A 15,734-nucleotide genomic window follows, 5' to 3' on the forward strand; every position below is an offset into this window, starting at 1 on the left:
TTATTTCCTGTTGGGGTTTGGTATGGAATATCCAACGTAAGTTCCATCAGATTTTACTGGGGTGGCGCCTAATATATCCTCTGGGTCGATTTTGTTATGGATAGCGAATTCTAGCTCTTTAGGGTAGGGCGCCTGCTTGCCTAGTTCTGTATTTATATCATGCCCCTCAATACTCTTAAGTGTGTACAAATAGCCTTTTTTATCTCCGTAGCTGGTAGCAAAAGTGATCCCGACTGCCCGTGATGGCGATGTGCTTATGAAATTGCTGGGAGGGTCATTACTGTCAATTGCGTGTAGGTACAAATCTTCGCTATCGCCTTTGCTTTTAAAGCCATTTTTGAATACCTCGTTTGGAGGGGTTTTGTCTCCGCGAAAAAGATACTCTTCGTCATTATGAGGAGTCGGAACGTTGGGTTCTGATTTCTTACTTGATGCTGGAGTTGAAGGATCTTCAGCGCCTAAGGATGGTTCGCATCCTACCGTACCTGGGCATCTGTTCAGTCCCAGCGGGTCTACCCAACCTGTCGGATTGGGCACATACCGGTACCCATTGATCCCACCCGCCAACTTCACCGGGTCCGGTGTCAGGTAACGACCAATATCCGGATTGTAGTAGCGATGGCGGTTGTAGTGCAGTCCGCTTTCCGCATCGAAATACTGCCCTTGAAACCGCAGTGGGTTGTCGATTTTGCCCACGTCGAGCCGGGCGATCTGGCCGAAGGCGCGGTAGTGGGCGGACCAGACGATTTCGCCTTCGGGGCTGGTCAGTTCCTGCGGGGTGCCGAGGTGGTCGAGTTGGTAGTGGTAGGGCTTGGTTTCTTTTGGGCCGAAACCTTCCAACAGGGCCAATGGGCGGAAGCTGTCGGGTTCGTAGAGATAGCTGCGATGGCGCTCTGCATGGTGTTCGGCTATCAGCTTGTCGCCTTGCCAGAAAAACTCGGTGGTTTTGTCGTCCACGGTTTTGCTGATGCGGCGTCCAAATGGGTCATAGCGATAGCTGGCGGTTTCGCCGTTCGGCTTTGTGATGCTGATTAACCGATGCTGGCAGTCGTAGCGGTATTCGGTGATGAGTTGCTGGCCCTTGCCGCGCCGCTCACGAATCAAGTTGCCAAAGGCGTCGTAGTCGTAGTGGCGGTCGCCCTGGATCATTAGACGATTCGCCGCGACGATGTCCGGGCCGGGGCGGTCTTGCATCAGCAGGTTGCCGGCCGGGTTGTGGGCGAAGCGTTCCTGTACGTCCTGGGAGTGGTCGGCGCGGGTCAGGCGATTAAGCGGGTCGTAGCGGTAAAGGTGTTCGCCTTTGCGGGTGTCGAGCAGGCGGGTGAGGTTGCCGCTTTTGTCGTAGTCGTATTGGCGTTGGTAGAGGTGGTTTTGTTGCTGCGTTACCGCGTGGGCGTGCAGGCGGTGTTGGTCGTCGTAGTGGTAGTGGCTGAGCACTTGGCCTTGCTGGCGCTGATGCTCGCGGCCGCTCTTGAACAGATGTGAGGTGAGCACTTCACCGTTGAGTTCGACGGTAGCGAGGTGGCCGCCTTTATCGTGGGTGAAGGTGACGCGGTTATTGTCCGGCAGGCACAGGTTTTTCAGCTGGCCGCAAGCGTCGTAGCCGTAGCGCAGAGTGCCCCAGCCCTGGTGTTCGGCGGTGAGGCGGTTTTGGCGGTCGTATTCGTAGGCCAGCGCCCAGTGGCCGTCCTCGACGCTGAGGAGGTTGCCCTGGCGGTCGTAGGCATAGTCGACAACGCTGGCATCGGGCAGGATTTTTCGGACGAGGCGACCGACGTGGTCGCGCTCGTAGCGGGTGACTAGCTGACTGCCATCGTCGCCGTATTCAGTTTTTTCCTGCAGGTTGCCGTTGAGGTCGTAGGCGTAGGCGGTGCGCTGGCCGTCGAAGCCGGTTTCCTGGCGGATCAGGCCGTTGGGGTGGTAGTCGAGTTGGTAGGTTTCGCCGGCTTCGTTTTCGATCTCGGTGAGCAATAGCCGAGCGTTGTCGTAGCGGTACTTGACCTGGGTGCCGTCGGCGTTGAGACGGCGGCTGATCAGGTGCAGGCCATCGGCGTATTCGTAGCGGGTGACGTGGCCGAGCTCGTCGCGTTCGGCGATGATTTTGCCGTAGGGGTTGTAGCTGAATTCCCTACAACCACCGCCTGGCTGGGTCAGTTTCAGCAAGCGTCCTGCGGCGTCCCACTGATACTGGATTAGTGCGCCATGCTCATCCTCACGGGCAACCTGTCGACCCAGATCGTCATAGCGATAACGCTTGATCCCGCCATTGGGCAATTGCTCCTCCAGCAGTTGCCCACGTTCGTTCCACACCAGTCGATGGCAACTGTGATCCGGGTACCAAACTCCAGTCAGTTGTCCGTGCTTGTTGTAGCTGTAGTCCGTAACCTCACCATCGGGATCGGTCTTGCGCGTAACATCGCCCTGGTCATTACGCTCGTACTTCCAGACCGCCTCCCCACGCCTGACAACTCGTACAAAACCGTTGTCATGTTCGTAGGAAGTCGGCTCATCCTCACCGGGAAACAACGCCACCAAACGTCCGGCGTCGTCGTACTGATAGGCCGTCACTGCACCCATCGGGTCTTGCTCGACGGTCAGCCGGCCCTGGTCGTCGTAGGATTTAAAGTGCGTGGCGCCGTCCGGATCAATCCTCTGCACCAGCCGCGCCCGCTGGTCATGGACATACACTTCCTGGCTACCATCGGCGTTATGCACGGTGACGCGCCCGTCATCGCCCCAGGCATAACGCGTGTCCATCTGCGAAAAACTCGCCCAATGCCGCACGCAGCGCGCCGCCTTGCCCGCGTGTTCCCATTCCCAATAGAAACTCGCGCCTCCGGCCAACTGCCGCTCGACAATGACGTGATGATCGTCGTACCGATAACGCTCGCTTTCACCGACGGCATTGGTCGCACACACCAGTCGGCCAGCTTCGTCATAGGCGTAGGAAACGATGTTCTGCTCGGTTTCCCAAACGTAGGGCTCACGCCCTTTGGCGCGATGCACCTGGTAGTCCACCGCGACAATGCGATCCAGCTCATAACGCAACAGCAACGAGCGCCCCGCGCCGTTATCCAGCCGTTCAATCCGCCCAGAACGATCCCGGCAAAGGCGCAGCCGGTTGTCATACGCATCGCTGATGGTTGTCAGCACACCGTCGCGGAAGTGGTAGAAACGCGAGGCTTGGGCCAGCACCAGTTCATCAGGCGAGGCTCCCAAATAGATCGCCGCTTCGGCCAGGCTATTGGTGATCGCCGGCCGAGAAACGGTGGGCAAGGGCAGGGTAGTCGAGCGGTTCTCATGGTCGGTCCACACCACCGAATCGCCCGACACCACCAGCCGATGAGCCAGCCCATGACTCCAGCCAAACCCCAACCCACACTCGACTTCCACCGCACTGGTGCGGTACAACCGCGTCCACTCAAACGGCAAGATCCCATCCAGCGCGCCGTCGGTAAGGGTCAGCAATTCCTCGCCGGTGACCATCGACACCGGGCAACCGTGGGTGACGGTTTTATCCGCTGGCGCCGCCGCATCCCCCTTCGGGTTCGACGCCACAGCCGGCACATCATCGACAGGCTCCTGACGAACCAACGTGGTGCGCTGGGTCTTGCCGCGCACCATCGACACCGGGTTCGAAACCAGCGTGTCGCCTGCCTTCAACGGCACCACTGGCACCGCCTTGACCGGCGTCGCCGCACTGCTCAGCAACACCGGCTTGGCGGCCTCCACATGGGTTTTCAGCCGAGGCCCCGTCACCTGCTTGGCCAGCAATTCCAACAACGCCCGCGCCCGCCCGGATTTAACGTGACTGAGCACACGAGCCCCCAATCGCACCACCACGCCCATCGCACCCAAGACGCGAATCAACAGCAGATTGATCAGCACCTCACCGGTAATTTCACCCCACAGTTCCGCCATCTCCGGCGGCGGGAGCATGCGCATCCAGCTGACCAGAGCCGACAGGTAGATAAACAGCAGCGGCTCGTCACTGAGCACCAACAAGCCCTGGGCTATCGCATCACTGCCCAGGGTCAGCAGTTCGTCGAACTCAGTTTGCGAAAGGTATTTCAGTAGCTTTTCGCTGTTGGGCTTGAGGTCCGCCAGCAGCGCAGACAGCTCGCCAATGTTGTCCCACAGGCCGTAAAGCGCCTTGCCCAACCCACTGGCAAAAGCCGCTTCCAGCAGGCGGCGCCGCTCAAGCGGGCGGGCGTCTGTGTAGTTTTTCCATTGGGCCTGGAAGGTGTCGGTCCACTCTTCGCGTAGCCGGGCTTCCAACGCTGTGATCACTGAGTGGTAGGACGTATACAGCGCCTTGAGGTGATCCTGGGAAACGTTGGGGTAGAAACTCACCCGGTATTGCTGGTTGCGATCGCACTCGGTGACTTCGAGGATGCCACTGGGGCCGATGGTCTTATGGAGGGGCTCGCCCAGCGGGCCGCCGTTTGGATCAACGCGTTGCACGATCACCGGGGTGTTGCCGATGGGTACGAACCTCGTGCTCTGGAACATATGCACCAGGGTCAAGGTACCCGTGGCCTGGCAGGTGGCGACGGTGCTGCTGGGAAACAGGGAGCGATTGACCGGGGCAACCAGCGCGACGTCATCCCCGACCTTGAACACCTGTTCGACGTCCAGCGCGGAGAAGCTCCAAAAGCTTTTGGCCCACTCGTCAAAGGTGTTCAAGCAGTCGCGAAAGTCACGGAAGACGCCCTCGACGTCGACCGTTTCCACGTTCATTGGCGTCAGCGCCAACCTGCCAATGGCCGGGTTCAAGTGGCGGCCCCGTCAACCGCACGCGTCACGAAAAAAACCATCTGCACTCCCTCGCACTGTTTGATCAGGCGAGGGACTTTGCAGAGGTTTGCCGGGGTGAGGAGTAGAGCTTATCCGGCAGTTGTGTGGGATGTTTCAGTTACTGCCAGGCACTGGGTTCGGCATGCCAACGAACCCCGGTTAGACTTACCTGTCGATATCAGCACTGCCCGGCCCGTCGTTAACCAAGGAAGCCTCATGTATTCAACGCGTCTGCTGCTCTGCCTTTTTCCTTTACTGGTACTGGCCGGGTGCTCAACTTCCCGTGGCCCCCAGCAGCCCGAGCGCAGTGAAGCCGAGGTGAAGGCGCAGATCGTGCGCCTGCTGCCGGCCAAGGTTGCGGACCGTAACGGTTGGGCCCAGGACATCTACACCGCGTTCGACACCCAGAAAATCTACCCCAGCACCGAAAACATCTGTGCGGTGCTGGCGGTGACCGAGCAGGAGTCCACCTATCAGGTCGACCCGCCAGTGCCGGGCATGGGCAAGATCGCCCAGGATGAAATCTTGCGCCGCGCCGGCAAGGTGCACGTGCCGGCATTCGTGGTGCGCAGCGCCTTGCAACTGCGCTCGCCCACCGGCAAAACCTACGCCGACCGTTTGAATGCCGCCCGTACGGAAAAGGACCTGAGCGCGATTTTTGACGACTTCATCAGCATGGTGCCCCTGGGCAATACGCTGTTTGGCGGGTTCAACCCGGTACACACTGCTGGCCCCATGCAGGTCAGTATCGACTTTGCGCAGAAACAGGCGCGGGGTTATCCCTACACGGTGGACGGCACGATTCGCCGCGAAGTGTTCACCCGTCGCGGCGGCATGTACTTCGGCATCGCCCACTTGCTCGGTTACCCGGTGAGCTACGATCAGCCGCTGTACCGCTTTGCCGATTTCAACGCCGGTTGGTACGCCAGCCGCAATGCCGCGTTCCAGGCCGCGGTCAGCCGTGTTTCAGGCAAAGAGCTGGCGCTGGATGGGGATTTGATCCGCTATGGCTCATTGTTGCCCGGCACCACCGAGTTGGCGGTGCGTTCACTGGGGGCGAAGTTGGATATGCGCAACCCGAGCATCCGCAGCCAACTGGAGCAGGGCGAGCAGTTGGATTTCGAGGACACCACCTTGTACAAGCGCGTCTTCGCCTTGGCTGACCAGGCGGCCGGCAAGCCGCTGCCACGGGCGATCCTGCCGGGTATTGTGCTCAAGAGCCCGAAGATCACCCGCAACCTGACCACGGCCTGGTTTGCCAAGCGTGTGGATGAGCGCTACCAGCGCTGCATGAAGCGTTGATCAACTGCGGCGCTTGACGAACCGGCGCCACAAGCCCACCCACAACCACACCACCGGGAACGCCAGGATCACGAAGGGCAGCACATAGCTGGCACGTTCCAGGGCGTCTGCGGTGCCGTTCACCAGGTTGTCTCCCAGGTTGCTGAACATCCGGGTGAACCTTGACACCTGGTTGGCGCCGTCGGAGGAGCGGAAGTCCAAGGTCATGCGGTTGGTGTCGAGGCGGCGTTGCTGGCCGGCGGCAACCTGGGCCAGTTCCTGCAGCTCGTTTTCAATGCCGGCTTGCTCTTTGCTCAGGACGATCAGGTCGCTGACGGTGATGTCCTTGCGCTTGGCCAGTTCATCGAGGCGTTGCTGCTGGGCTTGCAGGCGGTCCTGGCGACGGCGCACATCCGCCACGGCATCGGCCAGGTCTTCGGCAGTGGTGATGCGCTGGCCGAGCTTACCGCCTTCGGCCGCCAGGGCGACCATCGGCTCCACACCCGTGGGCGCGATTCGCAGGATGATCTGGCCACCCTGGCCGTCTTCGGTAATGCCCAGGATATTGCAGGCACCAAAGCGCGCCGTTTCACACGCCTCACGAGTGGCCTGCATACGCGGCGCAAGCAGGGCGCCGGGCAGGGCCAGGGTCAATTCATGCTCATAGGCCAGTTGCGCCCCGGCCTTGCCCTGTTCGCCATTGATGACGGTGGCGCGAGAGTGGTCCGTGGGGGAACAACCGGCCAAGGCCAGGCCGGCGAGCAAGATCAACAGCGGCGCGCGAAGCGGGTGGGAGTTGCCGTCCAGGTGGCGCATGGCGTTTCCTTGAAATGTGCAGGAGAAATTGGCCGAGATTAAAGCGGGTCTGGCCCATTAACGCAAAGCATTGCCCGGGATTTGCCCGGCTGATGGTGGTGGCTGCCGGGTCGGGGCTGGCGTACACCTCAGGCCTCACCCCAGGGAAGCATCCGCCATGAACGCTCAGACTGTCCCCCAAGGCTTTGTCCCGTTGCCGCGCAGCAGTCCGTTGCTGGAACTGCTCGGCCCGGCGTATTGCCGTGGCGAAGGTTTGCAATTGGAAGTCGGCTTGCGCGCCGATCATCGTCACGCCAATGGGCGCGGTACGGTACATGGCGGGGTGCTGGCGACGCTGGCCGATATCGGCATGGGGTACGCCATGGCGTTTTCCAGTGAGCCGCCGTTGCCGTTGATTACCGCCAGCATGACAGTGGATTACCTGGGCGCCGTGCAGGTAGGGGAGTGGATGGTGGTGCGTCTGGAAAGCCACAAGCGCGGACGGCAGATGGCGTTCGCCACGTTGAGTTTGCAGGTGGGGGAGCGGGTGGTGCTGCGGGCGAGTGCGGTGTTCGCGGTGCCGCAAGCTGACAGGCAGTGAGATCAAATGTGGGAGCTGGCTTGCCTGCGATAGCGGTGTGTCAGTTAGCAATGGTCTGACTGATAGACCGCTATCGCAGGCAAGCCAGCTCCCACATTTTGATCGAGTTCATTCAGGGGGATCGATAAAAGAAAAGGCCTGGCTTTTCGTGGAGCCAGGCCTTTTCTATGTTGCTCTATTGGCGTGGGGCTGCTACGCAGCCCAACGGGAGCAAGCTCCCTCGCCACAATAGCGATCCGATTCAGTTGCGTTCGAGCGCCAGGGCGACACCTTGGCCGCCGCCGATGCACAGCGTTGCCAAACCTTTCTTGGCATCGCGCTTGATCATTTCGTGCAGCAGGGTCACCAGTACGCGGCAGCCTGAAGCACCGATCGGGTGGCCGATGGCGATGGCGCCGCCGTTGACGTTGACCTTCTGCGCGTCCCACTCCAGCTCTTTGCCCACCGCCAGTGATTGCGCGGCGAAGGCTTCGTTGGCCTCGATCAGGTCCAGGTCCGCAAGCTGCCAGCCGGCCTTGTCCAGGCAGCGGCGGGTGGCCGAGACCGGGCCGATGCCCATGATGGCCGGGTCGACGCCCGCGTTGGCGTAGCTGGCGATACGCGCCAGTACGGGCAGGCCGAGTGCCTTGGCTTTGTCGGCGCTCATCAGCAGCACGGCCGCAGCGCCGTCGTTCAGGCTGGAGGCGTTGCCGGCGGTGACGCTGCCGTCTTTCTTGAACGCAGGCTTGAGCTTGGCCAGGGATTCGGCGGTGGTGCCGGCGCGGGGTTGTTCGTCCACGGCGAAGGCCACCGGGTCGCCTTTGCGCTGGGGAATCAGGATCGGTGTGATCTCATCGGCAAAGCGTCCGGCTTCGATAGCGGCGGCAGCTTTTTGCTGGGAGGCGGCGGCAAAGGCGTCCTGGGCTTCGCGGCTGATGCCGTACTTGTCCACCAGGTTCTCGGCGGTGATGCCCATGTGGTAATCGTTGAACGCATCCCACAGGCCGTCGGTGATCATGCTGTCGATCATCTTCGCGTGGCCCATGCGCAACCCGGTGCGTGCGGCAGGCAGTACGTACGGGGCCAGGCTCATGTTCTCCATGCCACCGGCAATGATCACCTCGGCGTCGCCGCAACGAATGGCCTGGGCGCCCAGGTGCAGGGCCTTGAGGCCCGAACCGCAGACCTTGTTCAGAGTCAGGCTCGGCACGGCATGGGGCAGGCCGGCAAGGATCGAAGCCTGGCGCGCCGGGTTCTGGCCGCTGCCTGCGGTGAGCACCTGGCCGAGGATCACCTCATCCACTTGCGCCGGGTCCAGGCCGGTCTGCTCCAGCAGGCGACGGATCACGGCGGCGCCCAGTTCCGGGGCCGGAATGTTCGCCAGCGAACCTTGGAAGCTGCCCACGGCGGTGCGGGTGGCAGCAACAATCACGACGTCTTGCATGGAATCTGTCCTCACTGGAAGTGCATTTCTGGAACGTGGTCCGGGACGATCAGTTTACCGGCGGTCTTGCTCACAATCTCTTCAACGCTGACGCCAGGTGCGCGTTCCTTGAGGACAAAAGCGCCATTTTCGATTTCCAGGTACGCCAGGTCCGTGAGCACACGCTTGATGCAGTTGGCACCGGTCAGCGGGAGGCTGCATTGGCTGAGCAACTTGGACTCACCGTCTTTGGATGCGTGAGTCATGATCACAATGATGTTTTCTGCGCCGGCCACCAGGTCCATGGCACCGCCCATGCCCTTGACCAGCTTGCCGGGGATCATCCACGAAGCGATGTTGCCCTGTACGTCCACTTCGAATGCGCCCAGTACGGTGAGGTCGACATGCCCACCGCGAATCATCGCGAACGACTCGGCGGAAGAGAAGATCGAGGCGCCGATGCGTGCGGTGACGGTCTGCTTGCCGGCGTTGATCATGTCGGCGTCGATGGTTTCTTCGGTTGGGAACGGGCCCATGCCAAGCAGGCCGTTTTCCGATTGCAGCATCACTTCCATGCCGTCGGGGATGTAGTTGGCCACCAGGGTCGGAATGCCAATACCGAGGTTCACGTAGTAACCGTCCTGCATCTCGCGGGCAACGCGTTGAGCCATTTGTTCGCGGGTAAGCGCCATGATTGTTTCCTCTTGTTGTTCTGGACGGGGATTATTTGCGGACGGTGCGCTGTTCAATGCGCTTTTCGAAGGTGCCGCAGATGATCCGGTCGACGTAGATGCCAGGGGTGTGGATCTGCGCCGGGTCCAGCTCGCCCGGTTCGACGATTTCCTCGACTTCGACCACGGTGATCTTGCCGGCGGTGGCGGCCAGCGGGTTGAAGTTCTGGGCGGTGTGACGGTAGATAACGTTACCGAAGTGGTCGGCTTTCCAGCCTTTGACGATGGCAAAGTCGCCGGTGATGGACTCTTCCATCAGATACGGGCGGCCCTTGAATTCGCGGGTTTCCTTGCCTTCGGCAACGGGGGTGCCGACGCCAGTGGCGGTAAAGAAGGCCGGGATGCCGGCACCGCCTGCGCGCATTTTTTCTGCCAGGGTGCCTTGAGGGGTAAGCACCACCTCAATCTCGCCGCTGAGCAGTTGTTTCTCGAAGAGGGCGTTTTCACCCACGTAGGAAGCGATCACTTTGCTGATCTGCTTCTGTTCCAGCAGCACACCCAGGCCGAAGCCATCGACGCCACAGTTGTTGGAGACCACCGTCAGGTCGCGGGTACCTTTGCGCTTGATTTCGGCAATGAGGTTTTCCGGAATGCCACACAGGCCAAAACCACCGGAGAGCACGGTCATGCCGTCTTCCAGGCCTGCCAGCGCTTCTTCATAGGACGCCACGCGTTTATCGAAACCTGCCATATGCACCTCTTTTATTGTTTGTGGTCCAGCCAGTAAGTCGAGTGTTGCGCCAGCGGATTGATTTGTTAAGTTGTTTTTTAAGGTTGATTGATTTAGAAAACAGCATAGTCCAATCGTCGTCCGGAGCTGCGTCATGACCGTTAAACAGATGCGTGCCTTTCTCGCCGTCGCGCAAAGCCTGAGTTTTGCCGCGGCCTGCGAGCGTTTGCACCTCTCTCAATCGGCGTTGAGCTTGACCATCAAGGGCTTGGAAGAAGGCTTGGGCGGGCGCCTGTTCAGCCGTAATACCCGTAACGTCGCGCTGACCCCTGAAGGCGAGTCCCTGCTGCCCCTGGCCCGCCGGTTGATTGCCGATTGGGACAACGCCGAAGACGAACTGCGCCAGCGTTTTACCTTGCAACGTGGCCGCGTCACGGTGGCCGCCATGCCCTCGTTCGCGGGGAACCTGTTGCCGCCGATCCTGAAGATATTCCGCGCCCGTTACCCTCAGGTGAACGTGACGGTGCATGACCTGATCAATGAACAGGTGCTGGAGATGGTGCGCGACCGTCAGGTGGAGCTGGGGGTGGCGTTCGAGCCGTCCGATGGTTCGTCATTGGTGTTCACGCCGTTGTATCTGGATCGCTTTGTCGCCGTGGTCCCGGGGGATTCACCCTTGGCACAGCGTGCTGAAATCGACTGGAAAGCCTTGTTGGAGCAGCCGTTCATCACCCTGCAGCGGCCTTCCACTGTGCGAGTGATGCTGGAAGAACACCTCGGTGCCTTGCAGATGAAACTGCCCGTTGCCTTGGAAAGCCATCAACTGGCGACGGTGGGCAAGATGGTTGCCAGCGGTTTGGGGGTTAGTGCAGTGCCAGCGTTATGCGCCAGGCAGATGGAGGAGGCGGGAGCCCATTGCATTACCTTGACTGGCCCGGTGATCGAGCGACCGATTGGGGTGCTGACCAAGCCGGGGCATGAACTGTCGGCGGCGGCGCAGGTGTTGTTTGATATCTTTCGGGATGAGGCGGGGAAGGGCAGGTTTCCAACTTTTTAAATCAGTAAATACAAATGTGGGAGCTGGCAAGCCAACTCCCACATTGATTGAGTACTACCTAGTAGTAACGGTCGATCACTTTAACTTGCGAGCTGTCTTTGAAAGACGCCCAGGCATTGTTAAGTGTGTCGAACACTTGCTCGATAAAGTTGCGATCAGCGGCGGCCTTCTTGCCGACATAACCCTGGCCACGGCGGTACATCTTCAGGCGCGCCGCCAGCTCACGGTTGTTACGGTCAAACTCGGCTTCTTCGGTATGGGGCGCCAGGCAGTCAATTTGCACTTCGCCCGATTTGCCAATCCACAGGATATGGTCGTCGAGTGTGTCTTTCTGCGCTGCGAACATCTCAGCCAATTCATCGATAGTTGGTTGGTTGTTCAAATTCATGTGTAAGCCCCTTGACCAGTTGGCGATCTATCAGTTGATTCGTTAATACCAGTAAGTTGTCTCCGGTCACTAAAACCGGGCGTCAGCGACGGGCTGCCGAATACGGGCAGGGTCTTGAAGCTGATGCATGTAGTCTTTCTGATGAACTGCTACGCAATGCTCTGATTGCGAAGACAAGCCGCGTTTGAGCGCCTTGTACCTGTCCCTTCCGGGGCCGGTCAGCTTCATCGATCTGCCTTGTGGGCAGTGCACATCCGGAAAAACAGCTCGGCGGTCAGACGAGCCTGTTCAAAACGCTTGTTACCAACGCTCCCGATCCGGGAGACGTCTAGATCATGCAAGGACAAAAAGGTTACGTCAACGGTTATGTAGTGATTATTTTTGCTCACTACATAAATTGCCGTGGGGACGGGGGAATACGCGAAAACGTGACTTGGGCGTCATTTTCTGTGCGGTGGGTCGCGGGATTTTGGTGGCGGATTTACGCCGAACCCTGTGGGAGCTGGCTTGCCTGCGATGGCGGTGCGTCAGTGGGTACATGTATGCCTGACACACTGCTATCGCAGGCAAGCCAGCTCCCACATGTTGATGTGTCGCTATCTCAATCTCTCGGTCAATAAGGGTAACAGTTGCTCGCAAGACGCCTGGATCTTCACCTGCAACAACTCATCCCCCCGAGTCTTGCCCAGGTTGATGGCAATCACCGGCTTACCCTGTTCAACCATAGCCTTGCACAGGCGAAACGCCGAATAGGCCATCAGCGACGACCCCACCACCAACAGCCCTTCGGCATGCTCTACCGCCGTCATTGCTTTGAGCGCCGTCGCCGGCACGACGTTTTCGCCAAAGAACACCACATCCGGTTTCAGTCGTTCGCCATTGCAGTGCGGGCAGCGGGGCATCTGGAAGCGCTGTTCAAACGCCGGATCAAGCAAGGTGTCGCCATCCGGCGCTTGCACCGCATGAACCTGTGCCATGTGCGGGTTATCGACCTCCATCTGCCGCTGGATCACGTCGCGCTCGCTGCGCAGTTGGCAATCCAGGCACAGCACCCGATGCAAGCTGCCATGGAGCTCGATCACATCCTGGCTGCCGGCCTGGTCATGCAGGGTGTCGACGTTCTGCGTGATCAGCCCGCTGATATGGCCACGGTGCTGCAGCGTCGCGAGCGCCAGGTGGGCCTTGTTCGGCTGGGCAATGCGCACCCGTGGCCACCCCAGCATCGCCCGCGCCCAGTAGCGGCGCCGCGCCTCGGGAGTGGCGAGGAACTCCTGGTACATCATCGGTGGCTTGCCCCGGCGTACACCTTCCCCGTCCCGGTAATCCGGAATACCCGAAGATGTACTTATCCCTGCGCCGGTCAGCACCAGGAAACGCCGGCCGGACATGGCCCGGTGCAGAGTATCGAGGTGGTCTTCCTGATGGTCCAGCGTGTCGAGCATGGGTTCCCCCTATTCGCCGCGGATGTACTGTTCCAGTTGCTGGATCAAGGCCGCTTGTTCGGCAATTGCTTCCTTGACCAGGTCACCGATAGACAGCAGGCCCAGCAGTTTGCCGTCTTCGACCACCGGCAGGTGGCGCAGGTGACTGTCGGTCATGATGTTCATGCATTCCTCGACACTCTTGTGAGTATCCACAGTGATCACCGGCGAGCTCATCACCTCATGGACCTTGGTGGTAACTGACGAGAGGCCCTTGAGCATGATTTTACGTGCGTAATCCCGTTCACTGATGATGCCGACCACCACGTCATCCCTGACCACTGGCAAGGCACCGACGTTTTTCTCCGACATCCGCACCAGCGCTTCAAATACGGTGTGGTCCCATTTGATCGTGTGGACATCCTGGTTTTTCTGGTCCTTGGCTTTCAGCAGTTGTGCAACGGTCTTCATGGCGGCCACTCCGGTGTTGTTGTTGGTAGTCCAGATCCCCTACAGAATCCTAGACCGAACCCGCCGGAGCAAGGGCCAATGCGGCGTTAAACCTGTCGAAAAACGTCATGTGCCAGTCTTTTTTGGTATTTATCCCGCATTTGCCGGCTTTTTTCCGCGCTTGGGGTTGGTGCCAGCTTTACGTGGGGCGGCCTTGCGCTTCTTTTTCCACGGCGTCGCACCTCGGCCAGCCGGGCTGGCGGGGCCAGTGATAGTCATGCGCATGCCGTTACAGCGTGCCACCTGCTTGCTCATCCAAGCCGCTTGCTTGGCGACGAATTCCTCCAGGCTCATTTCGCCGCTTTGCACCATGTCCAGTGCCTGTTCCCAGATGGCGGTGGTGCCGGGGTCGGCGATGGCGCGGGGCACCGCGTCGATCAGGCTGAACGCGGCCGGGGTTGCCGACAGGGCCTTGCCGTTTTTCACCAGATAACCGCGATCCAGCAAGCCCTGGATGATCCCGGCGCGGGTGGCCTCGGTGCCGATGCCAGTGGTGTCCTTGAGTTTTTGCTTGAGCAACGGGTCCTCCACCAGCTTGGCGACGTTTTTCATGGCCTTGATCAGGTCGCCTTCGGTAAAGGGCTTGGGCGGCTGGGTCCACAGGTCTTTGAGGTTGACCTTGGCCACGGCATAGTCGTGGCCCTGCACCAGCGTCGGCAAAGCTTGGGGCGCAGGCGCTTCGCGACCTTTGGCGGGTGCCAGCGCTTCGGGCAAGGCGCGTTTCCAGCCCGGTTCAATAATGACTTTGCCCACCGCGCGCAACGCTTGGCCGGCACAGTCGAAATCGGCCTGGGTGCGGTCGTATTCATGGTTGGGCAGGAACTGCGCCAGGTAGCGCGCACGAATCAGCGTATAGACCGCACGGTGCTTGCCGGTCAGTTGGCTGACCTCCTTGCCGGCTCCGGTGGGGATGATGCCGTGGTGGGCGCTGACTTTCGCGTCGTTCCAGGCCCGCGAACGGCGCCGAGGGTCGATGTGCGACATCAGCTCGTTGACCGCCGTGTCCGCACGGCCCAGCGCCGCAAGGATCTTCGGCGCTTCACTGTGCTGGCTCAATGGCAGGTAGCCGCAATCGCTGCGCGGGTAGGTGATGGCCTTGTGGGTTTCGTACAGGGATTGGGCGATATCCAGGGTTTCCTGGGCACCCAGGCCGAGCTTCTTCGAACAGATCTCCTGCAAGGTGCCGAGGTCGAAGGGCAGGGGCGCCACTTCGCGCATGCGCTCGGTACGCAGCTTCACCAGCCGCGCCGTGGCGGCGTTGAGCATGGCGTCGGCGGTGTCCCGCGCCAGTTGCGGGTTGAGGCAACGGCCCTGGTCGTCACAGGCATCCTCAGGGGCGCGCCATTGGGCGGTGAAGGTCATGTGCTCGTGGCGCAGGTCGACATCAATGGCCCAGTAGGCCACCGGCACGAAGTCGGCAATGCTGCGATCACGGTCCACCACCAGGCGCAGGGTCGGGGTTTGCACCCGGCCTACCGGGAGTACGCCCTGGTAACCGGATTGGCGCCCCAGCAGGGTAAACAGGCGGCTCATGTTCATACCTATCAGCCAGTCGGCGCGCGAGCGCCCCAGGGCCGAGTGATACAGGCTGAAGGTTTCTGCACCGGGTTTGAGCGCCGCCAAGGCCTTGCGAATGGAGGCGTCGTCAAGTGCCGACAGCCACAACCGCTGGATCGGCCCGCGGTAGCGGCAGTGTTCCACCAGTTCACGGGCGATCATCTCGCCTTCACGGTCGGCGTCGGTGGCGATCACCAGTTCCTGGGCTTCCCCCAGCAAGCGCTTGACGGCCTTGTATTGGCTGGCGGTCTTGGGCTTGACCAGCATCTTCCATTTATCCGGGACCATCGGCAGGTCTGCCAGCACCCAGCGTTTGTATTTGGCGTCGTAGGCGTCGGGCGGGGCGGTTTCCAGCAGGTGGCCGATGCACCAGGTGACCGTGACTCCATTACCCAGCCAGCACCCATCGCCACGGCGGCTGGCGCCGAGCACGGCCGCGATATCCTTGGCCTGGGAGGGTTTTTCACAGAGGTACAGCCGCATGGTCATCACATCAGATCGGGTTGATGCCTTGCAGGATGCTT

12 protein-coding genes are annotated in these 15,734 nt (G+C 60.4%); 3 read left to right on the forward strand and 9 right to left on the reverse strand.

What is annotated here, in order from left to right; genetic code table 11:
* Window positions 1-4,740 carry an RHS repeat-associated core domain-containing protein gene (locus ACP7CZ_RS11000; protein ID WP_294363321.1) on the reverse strand — a complete coding sequence of 1,580 codons (4,740 nt, stop codon included), beginning with the start codon at window positions 4,738-4,740 and terminating at the stop codon, window positions 1-3.
* Between the two features lie 273 nt (window positions 4,741-5,013).
* Between ACP7CZ_RS11000 and ACP7CZ_RS11005 the strand changes: the two genes are divergently transcribed.
* Window positions 5,014-6,099 (forward strand): DUF1615 domain-containing protein, encoded by a 1,086-nt coding sequence (locus ACP7CZ_RS11005; protein ID WP_060764285.1) that lies wholly within the window; start codon window positions 5,014-5,016, stop codon window positions 6,097-6,099.
* On the opposite strand, the gene ACP7CZ_RS11010 is transcribed toward ACP7CZ_RS11005, so the two are convergent.
* Entirely contained in the window at window positions 6,100-6,894 is a 795-nt protein-coding gene (locus ACP7CZ_RS11010) for a DUF4349 domain-containing protein (protein ID WP_197901477.1), read from the reverse strand.
* Window positions 6,895-7,051: 157 nt separating this feature from the next.
* On the opposite strand from ACP7CZ_RS11010, the gene ACP7CZ_RS11015 reads away from it, so the two are divergent.
* Window positions 7,052-7,474: a PaaI family thioesterase gene (locus tag ACP7CZ_RS11015; protein ID WP_197901476.1), complete on the forward strand. Its 423-nt coding sequence runs from the start codon at window positions 7,052-7,054 to the stop codon at window positions 7,472-7,474.
* A gap of 241 nt (window positions 7,475-7,715) precedes the next feature.
* Here ACP7CZ_RS11015 and ACP7CZ_RS11020 read toward each other — a convergent pair whose 3' ends face one another.
* From ACP7CZ_RS11020 to ACP7CZ_RS11030, 3 genes are read right to left on the reverse strand one after another with little or no spacing between them, the layout of a single operon-like run.
* A complete protein-coding gene (locus ACP7CZ_RS11020; protein WP_003190325.1) occupies window positions 7,716-8,897 on the reverse strand; it encodes an acetyl-CoA C-acetyltransferase in 1,182 nt (393 codons plus the stop codon).
* 11 nt (window positions 8,898-8,908) lie between these two features.
* Window positions 8,909-9,568: a CoA transferase subunit B gene (locus ACP7CZ_RS11025; RefSeq protein ID WP_005786928.1), complete on the reverse strand. Its 660-nt coding sequence runs from the start codon at window positions 9,566-9,568 to the stop codon at window positions 8,909-8,911.
* Between the two features lie 31 nt (window positions 9,569-9,599).
* A complete protein-coding gene (locus ACP7CZ_RS11030) occupies window positions 9,600-10,298 on the reverse strand; it encodes a CoA transferase subunit A (RefSeq protein WP_003190329.1) in 699 nt (232 codons plus the stop codon).
* 133 nt (window positions 10,299-10,431) lie between these two features.
* On the opposite strand from ACP7CZ_RS11030, the gene ACP7CZ_RS11035 reads away from it, so the two are divergent.
* Window positions 10,432-11,334 carry a LysR family transcriptional regulator gene (locus ACP7CZ_RS11035; RefSeq protein ID WP_198791581.1) on the forward strand — a complete coding sequence of 301 codons (903 nt, stop codon included), beginning with the start codon at window positions 10,432-10,434 and terminating at the stop codon, window positions 11,332-11,334.
* A 58-nt stretch (window positions 11,335-11,392) separates the two neighbouring features.
* On the opposite strand, the gene ACP7CZ_RS11040 is transcribed toward ACP7CZ_RS11035, so the two are convergent.
* From ACP7CZ_RS11040 to ACP7CZ_RS11055, 4 genes are all read right to left on the reverse strand, one after another.
* A complete protein-coding gene (locus tag ACP7CZ_RS11040; protein ID WP_003190335.1) occupies window positions 11,393-11,722 on the reverse strand; it encodes a hypothetical protein in 330 nt (109 codons plus the stop codon).
* A 596-nt stretch (window positions 11,723-12,318) separates the two neighbouring features.
* Window positions 12,319-13,164 carry an NAD-dependent protein deacetylase gene (locus tag ACP7CZ_RS11045; protein WP_060764282.1) on the reverse strand — a complete coding sequence of 282 codons (846 nt, stop codon included), beginning with the start codon at window positions 13,162-13,164 and terminating at the stop codon, window positions 12,319-12,321.
* A 9-nt stretch (window positions 13,165-13,173) separates the two neighbouring features.
* A complete protein-coding gene (locus ACP7CZ_RS11050; protein WP_034127063.1) occupies window positions 13,174-13,614 on the reverse strand; it encodes a CBS domain-containing protein in 441 nt (146 codons plus the stop codon).
* Window positions 13,615-13,743: 129 nt separating this feature from the next.
* Window positions 13,744-15,693 (reverse strand): DNA topoisomerase III, encoded by a 1,950-nt coding sequence (locus ACP7CZ_RS11055; RefSeq protein ID WP_294204611.1) that lies wholly within the window; start codon window positions 15,691-15,693, stop codon window positions 13,744-13,746.
* Window positions 15,694-15,734: the final 41 nt, after the last annotated feature.

The organism is Pseudomonas sp. DWP2-2, from assembly GCF_049897065.1.
In the GTDB taxonomy this organism is placed as follows: Bacteria; Pseudomonadota; Gammaproteobacteria; order Pseudomonadales; family Pseudomonadaceae; genus Aquipseudomonas; species Aquipseudomonas paracarnis.

What these genes read in the sequence shown, in the direction of transcription:
- ACP7CZ_RS11000 (WP_294363321.1), bottom strand. Translation starts at nt 4,740, where the DNA reads ATGAACGTGGAAACGGTCGACGTCGAGGGCGTCTTCCGTGACTTTCGC.
- ACP7CZ_RS11005 (WP_060764285.1), top strand. Translation starts at nt 5,014, where the DNA reads ATGTATTCAACGCGTCTGCTGCTCTGCCTTTTTCCTTTACTGGTACTG.
- ACP7CZ_RS11010 (WP_197901477.1), bottom strand. Translation starts at nt 6,894, where the DNA reads ATGCGCCACCTGGACGGCAACTCCCACCCGCTTCGCGCGCCGCTGTTG.
- ACP7CZ_RS11015 (WP_197901476.1), top strand. Translation starts at nt 7,052, where the DNA reads ATGAACGCTCAGACTGTCCCCCAAGGCTTTGTCCCGTTGCCGCGCAGC.
- ACP7CZ_RS11020 (WP_003190325.1), bottom strand. Translation starts at nt 8,897, where the DNA reads ATGCAAGACGTCGTGATTGTTGCTGCCACCCGCACCGCCGTGGGCAGC.
- ACP7CZ_RS11025 (WP_005786928.1), bottom strand. Translation starts at nt 9,568, where the DNA reads ATGGCGCTTACCCGCGAACAAATGGCTCAACGCGTTGCCCGCGAGATG.
- ACP7CZ_RS11030 (WP_003190329.1), bottom strand. Translation starts at nt 10,298, where the DNA reads ATGGCAGGTTTCGATAAACGCGTGGCGTCCTATGAAGAAGCGCTGGCA.
- ACP7CZ_RS11035 (WP_198791581.1), top strand. Translation starts at nt 10,432, where the DNA reads ATGACCGTTAAACAGATGCGTGCCTTTCTCGCCGTCGCGCAAAGCCTG.
- ACP7CZ_RS11040 (WP_003190335.1), bottom strand. Translation starts at nt 11,722, where the DNA reads ATGAATTTGAACAACCAACCAACTATCGATGAATTGGCTGAGATGTTC.
- ACP7CZ_RS11045 (WP_060764282.1), bottom strand. Translation starts at nt 13,164, where the DNA reads ATGCTCGACACGCTGGACCATCAGGAAGACCACCTCGATACTCTGCAC.
- ACP7CZ_RS11050 (WP_034127063.1), bottom strand. Translation starts at nt 13,614, where the DNA reads ATGAAGACCGTTGCACAACTGCTGAAAGCCAAGGACCAGAAAAACCAG.
- ACP7CZ_RS11055 (WP_294204611.1), bottom strand. Translation starts at nt 15,693, where the DNA reads ATGCGGCTGTACCTCTGTGAAAAACCCTCCCAGGCCAAGGATATCGCG.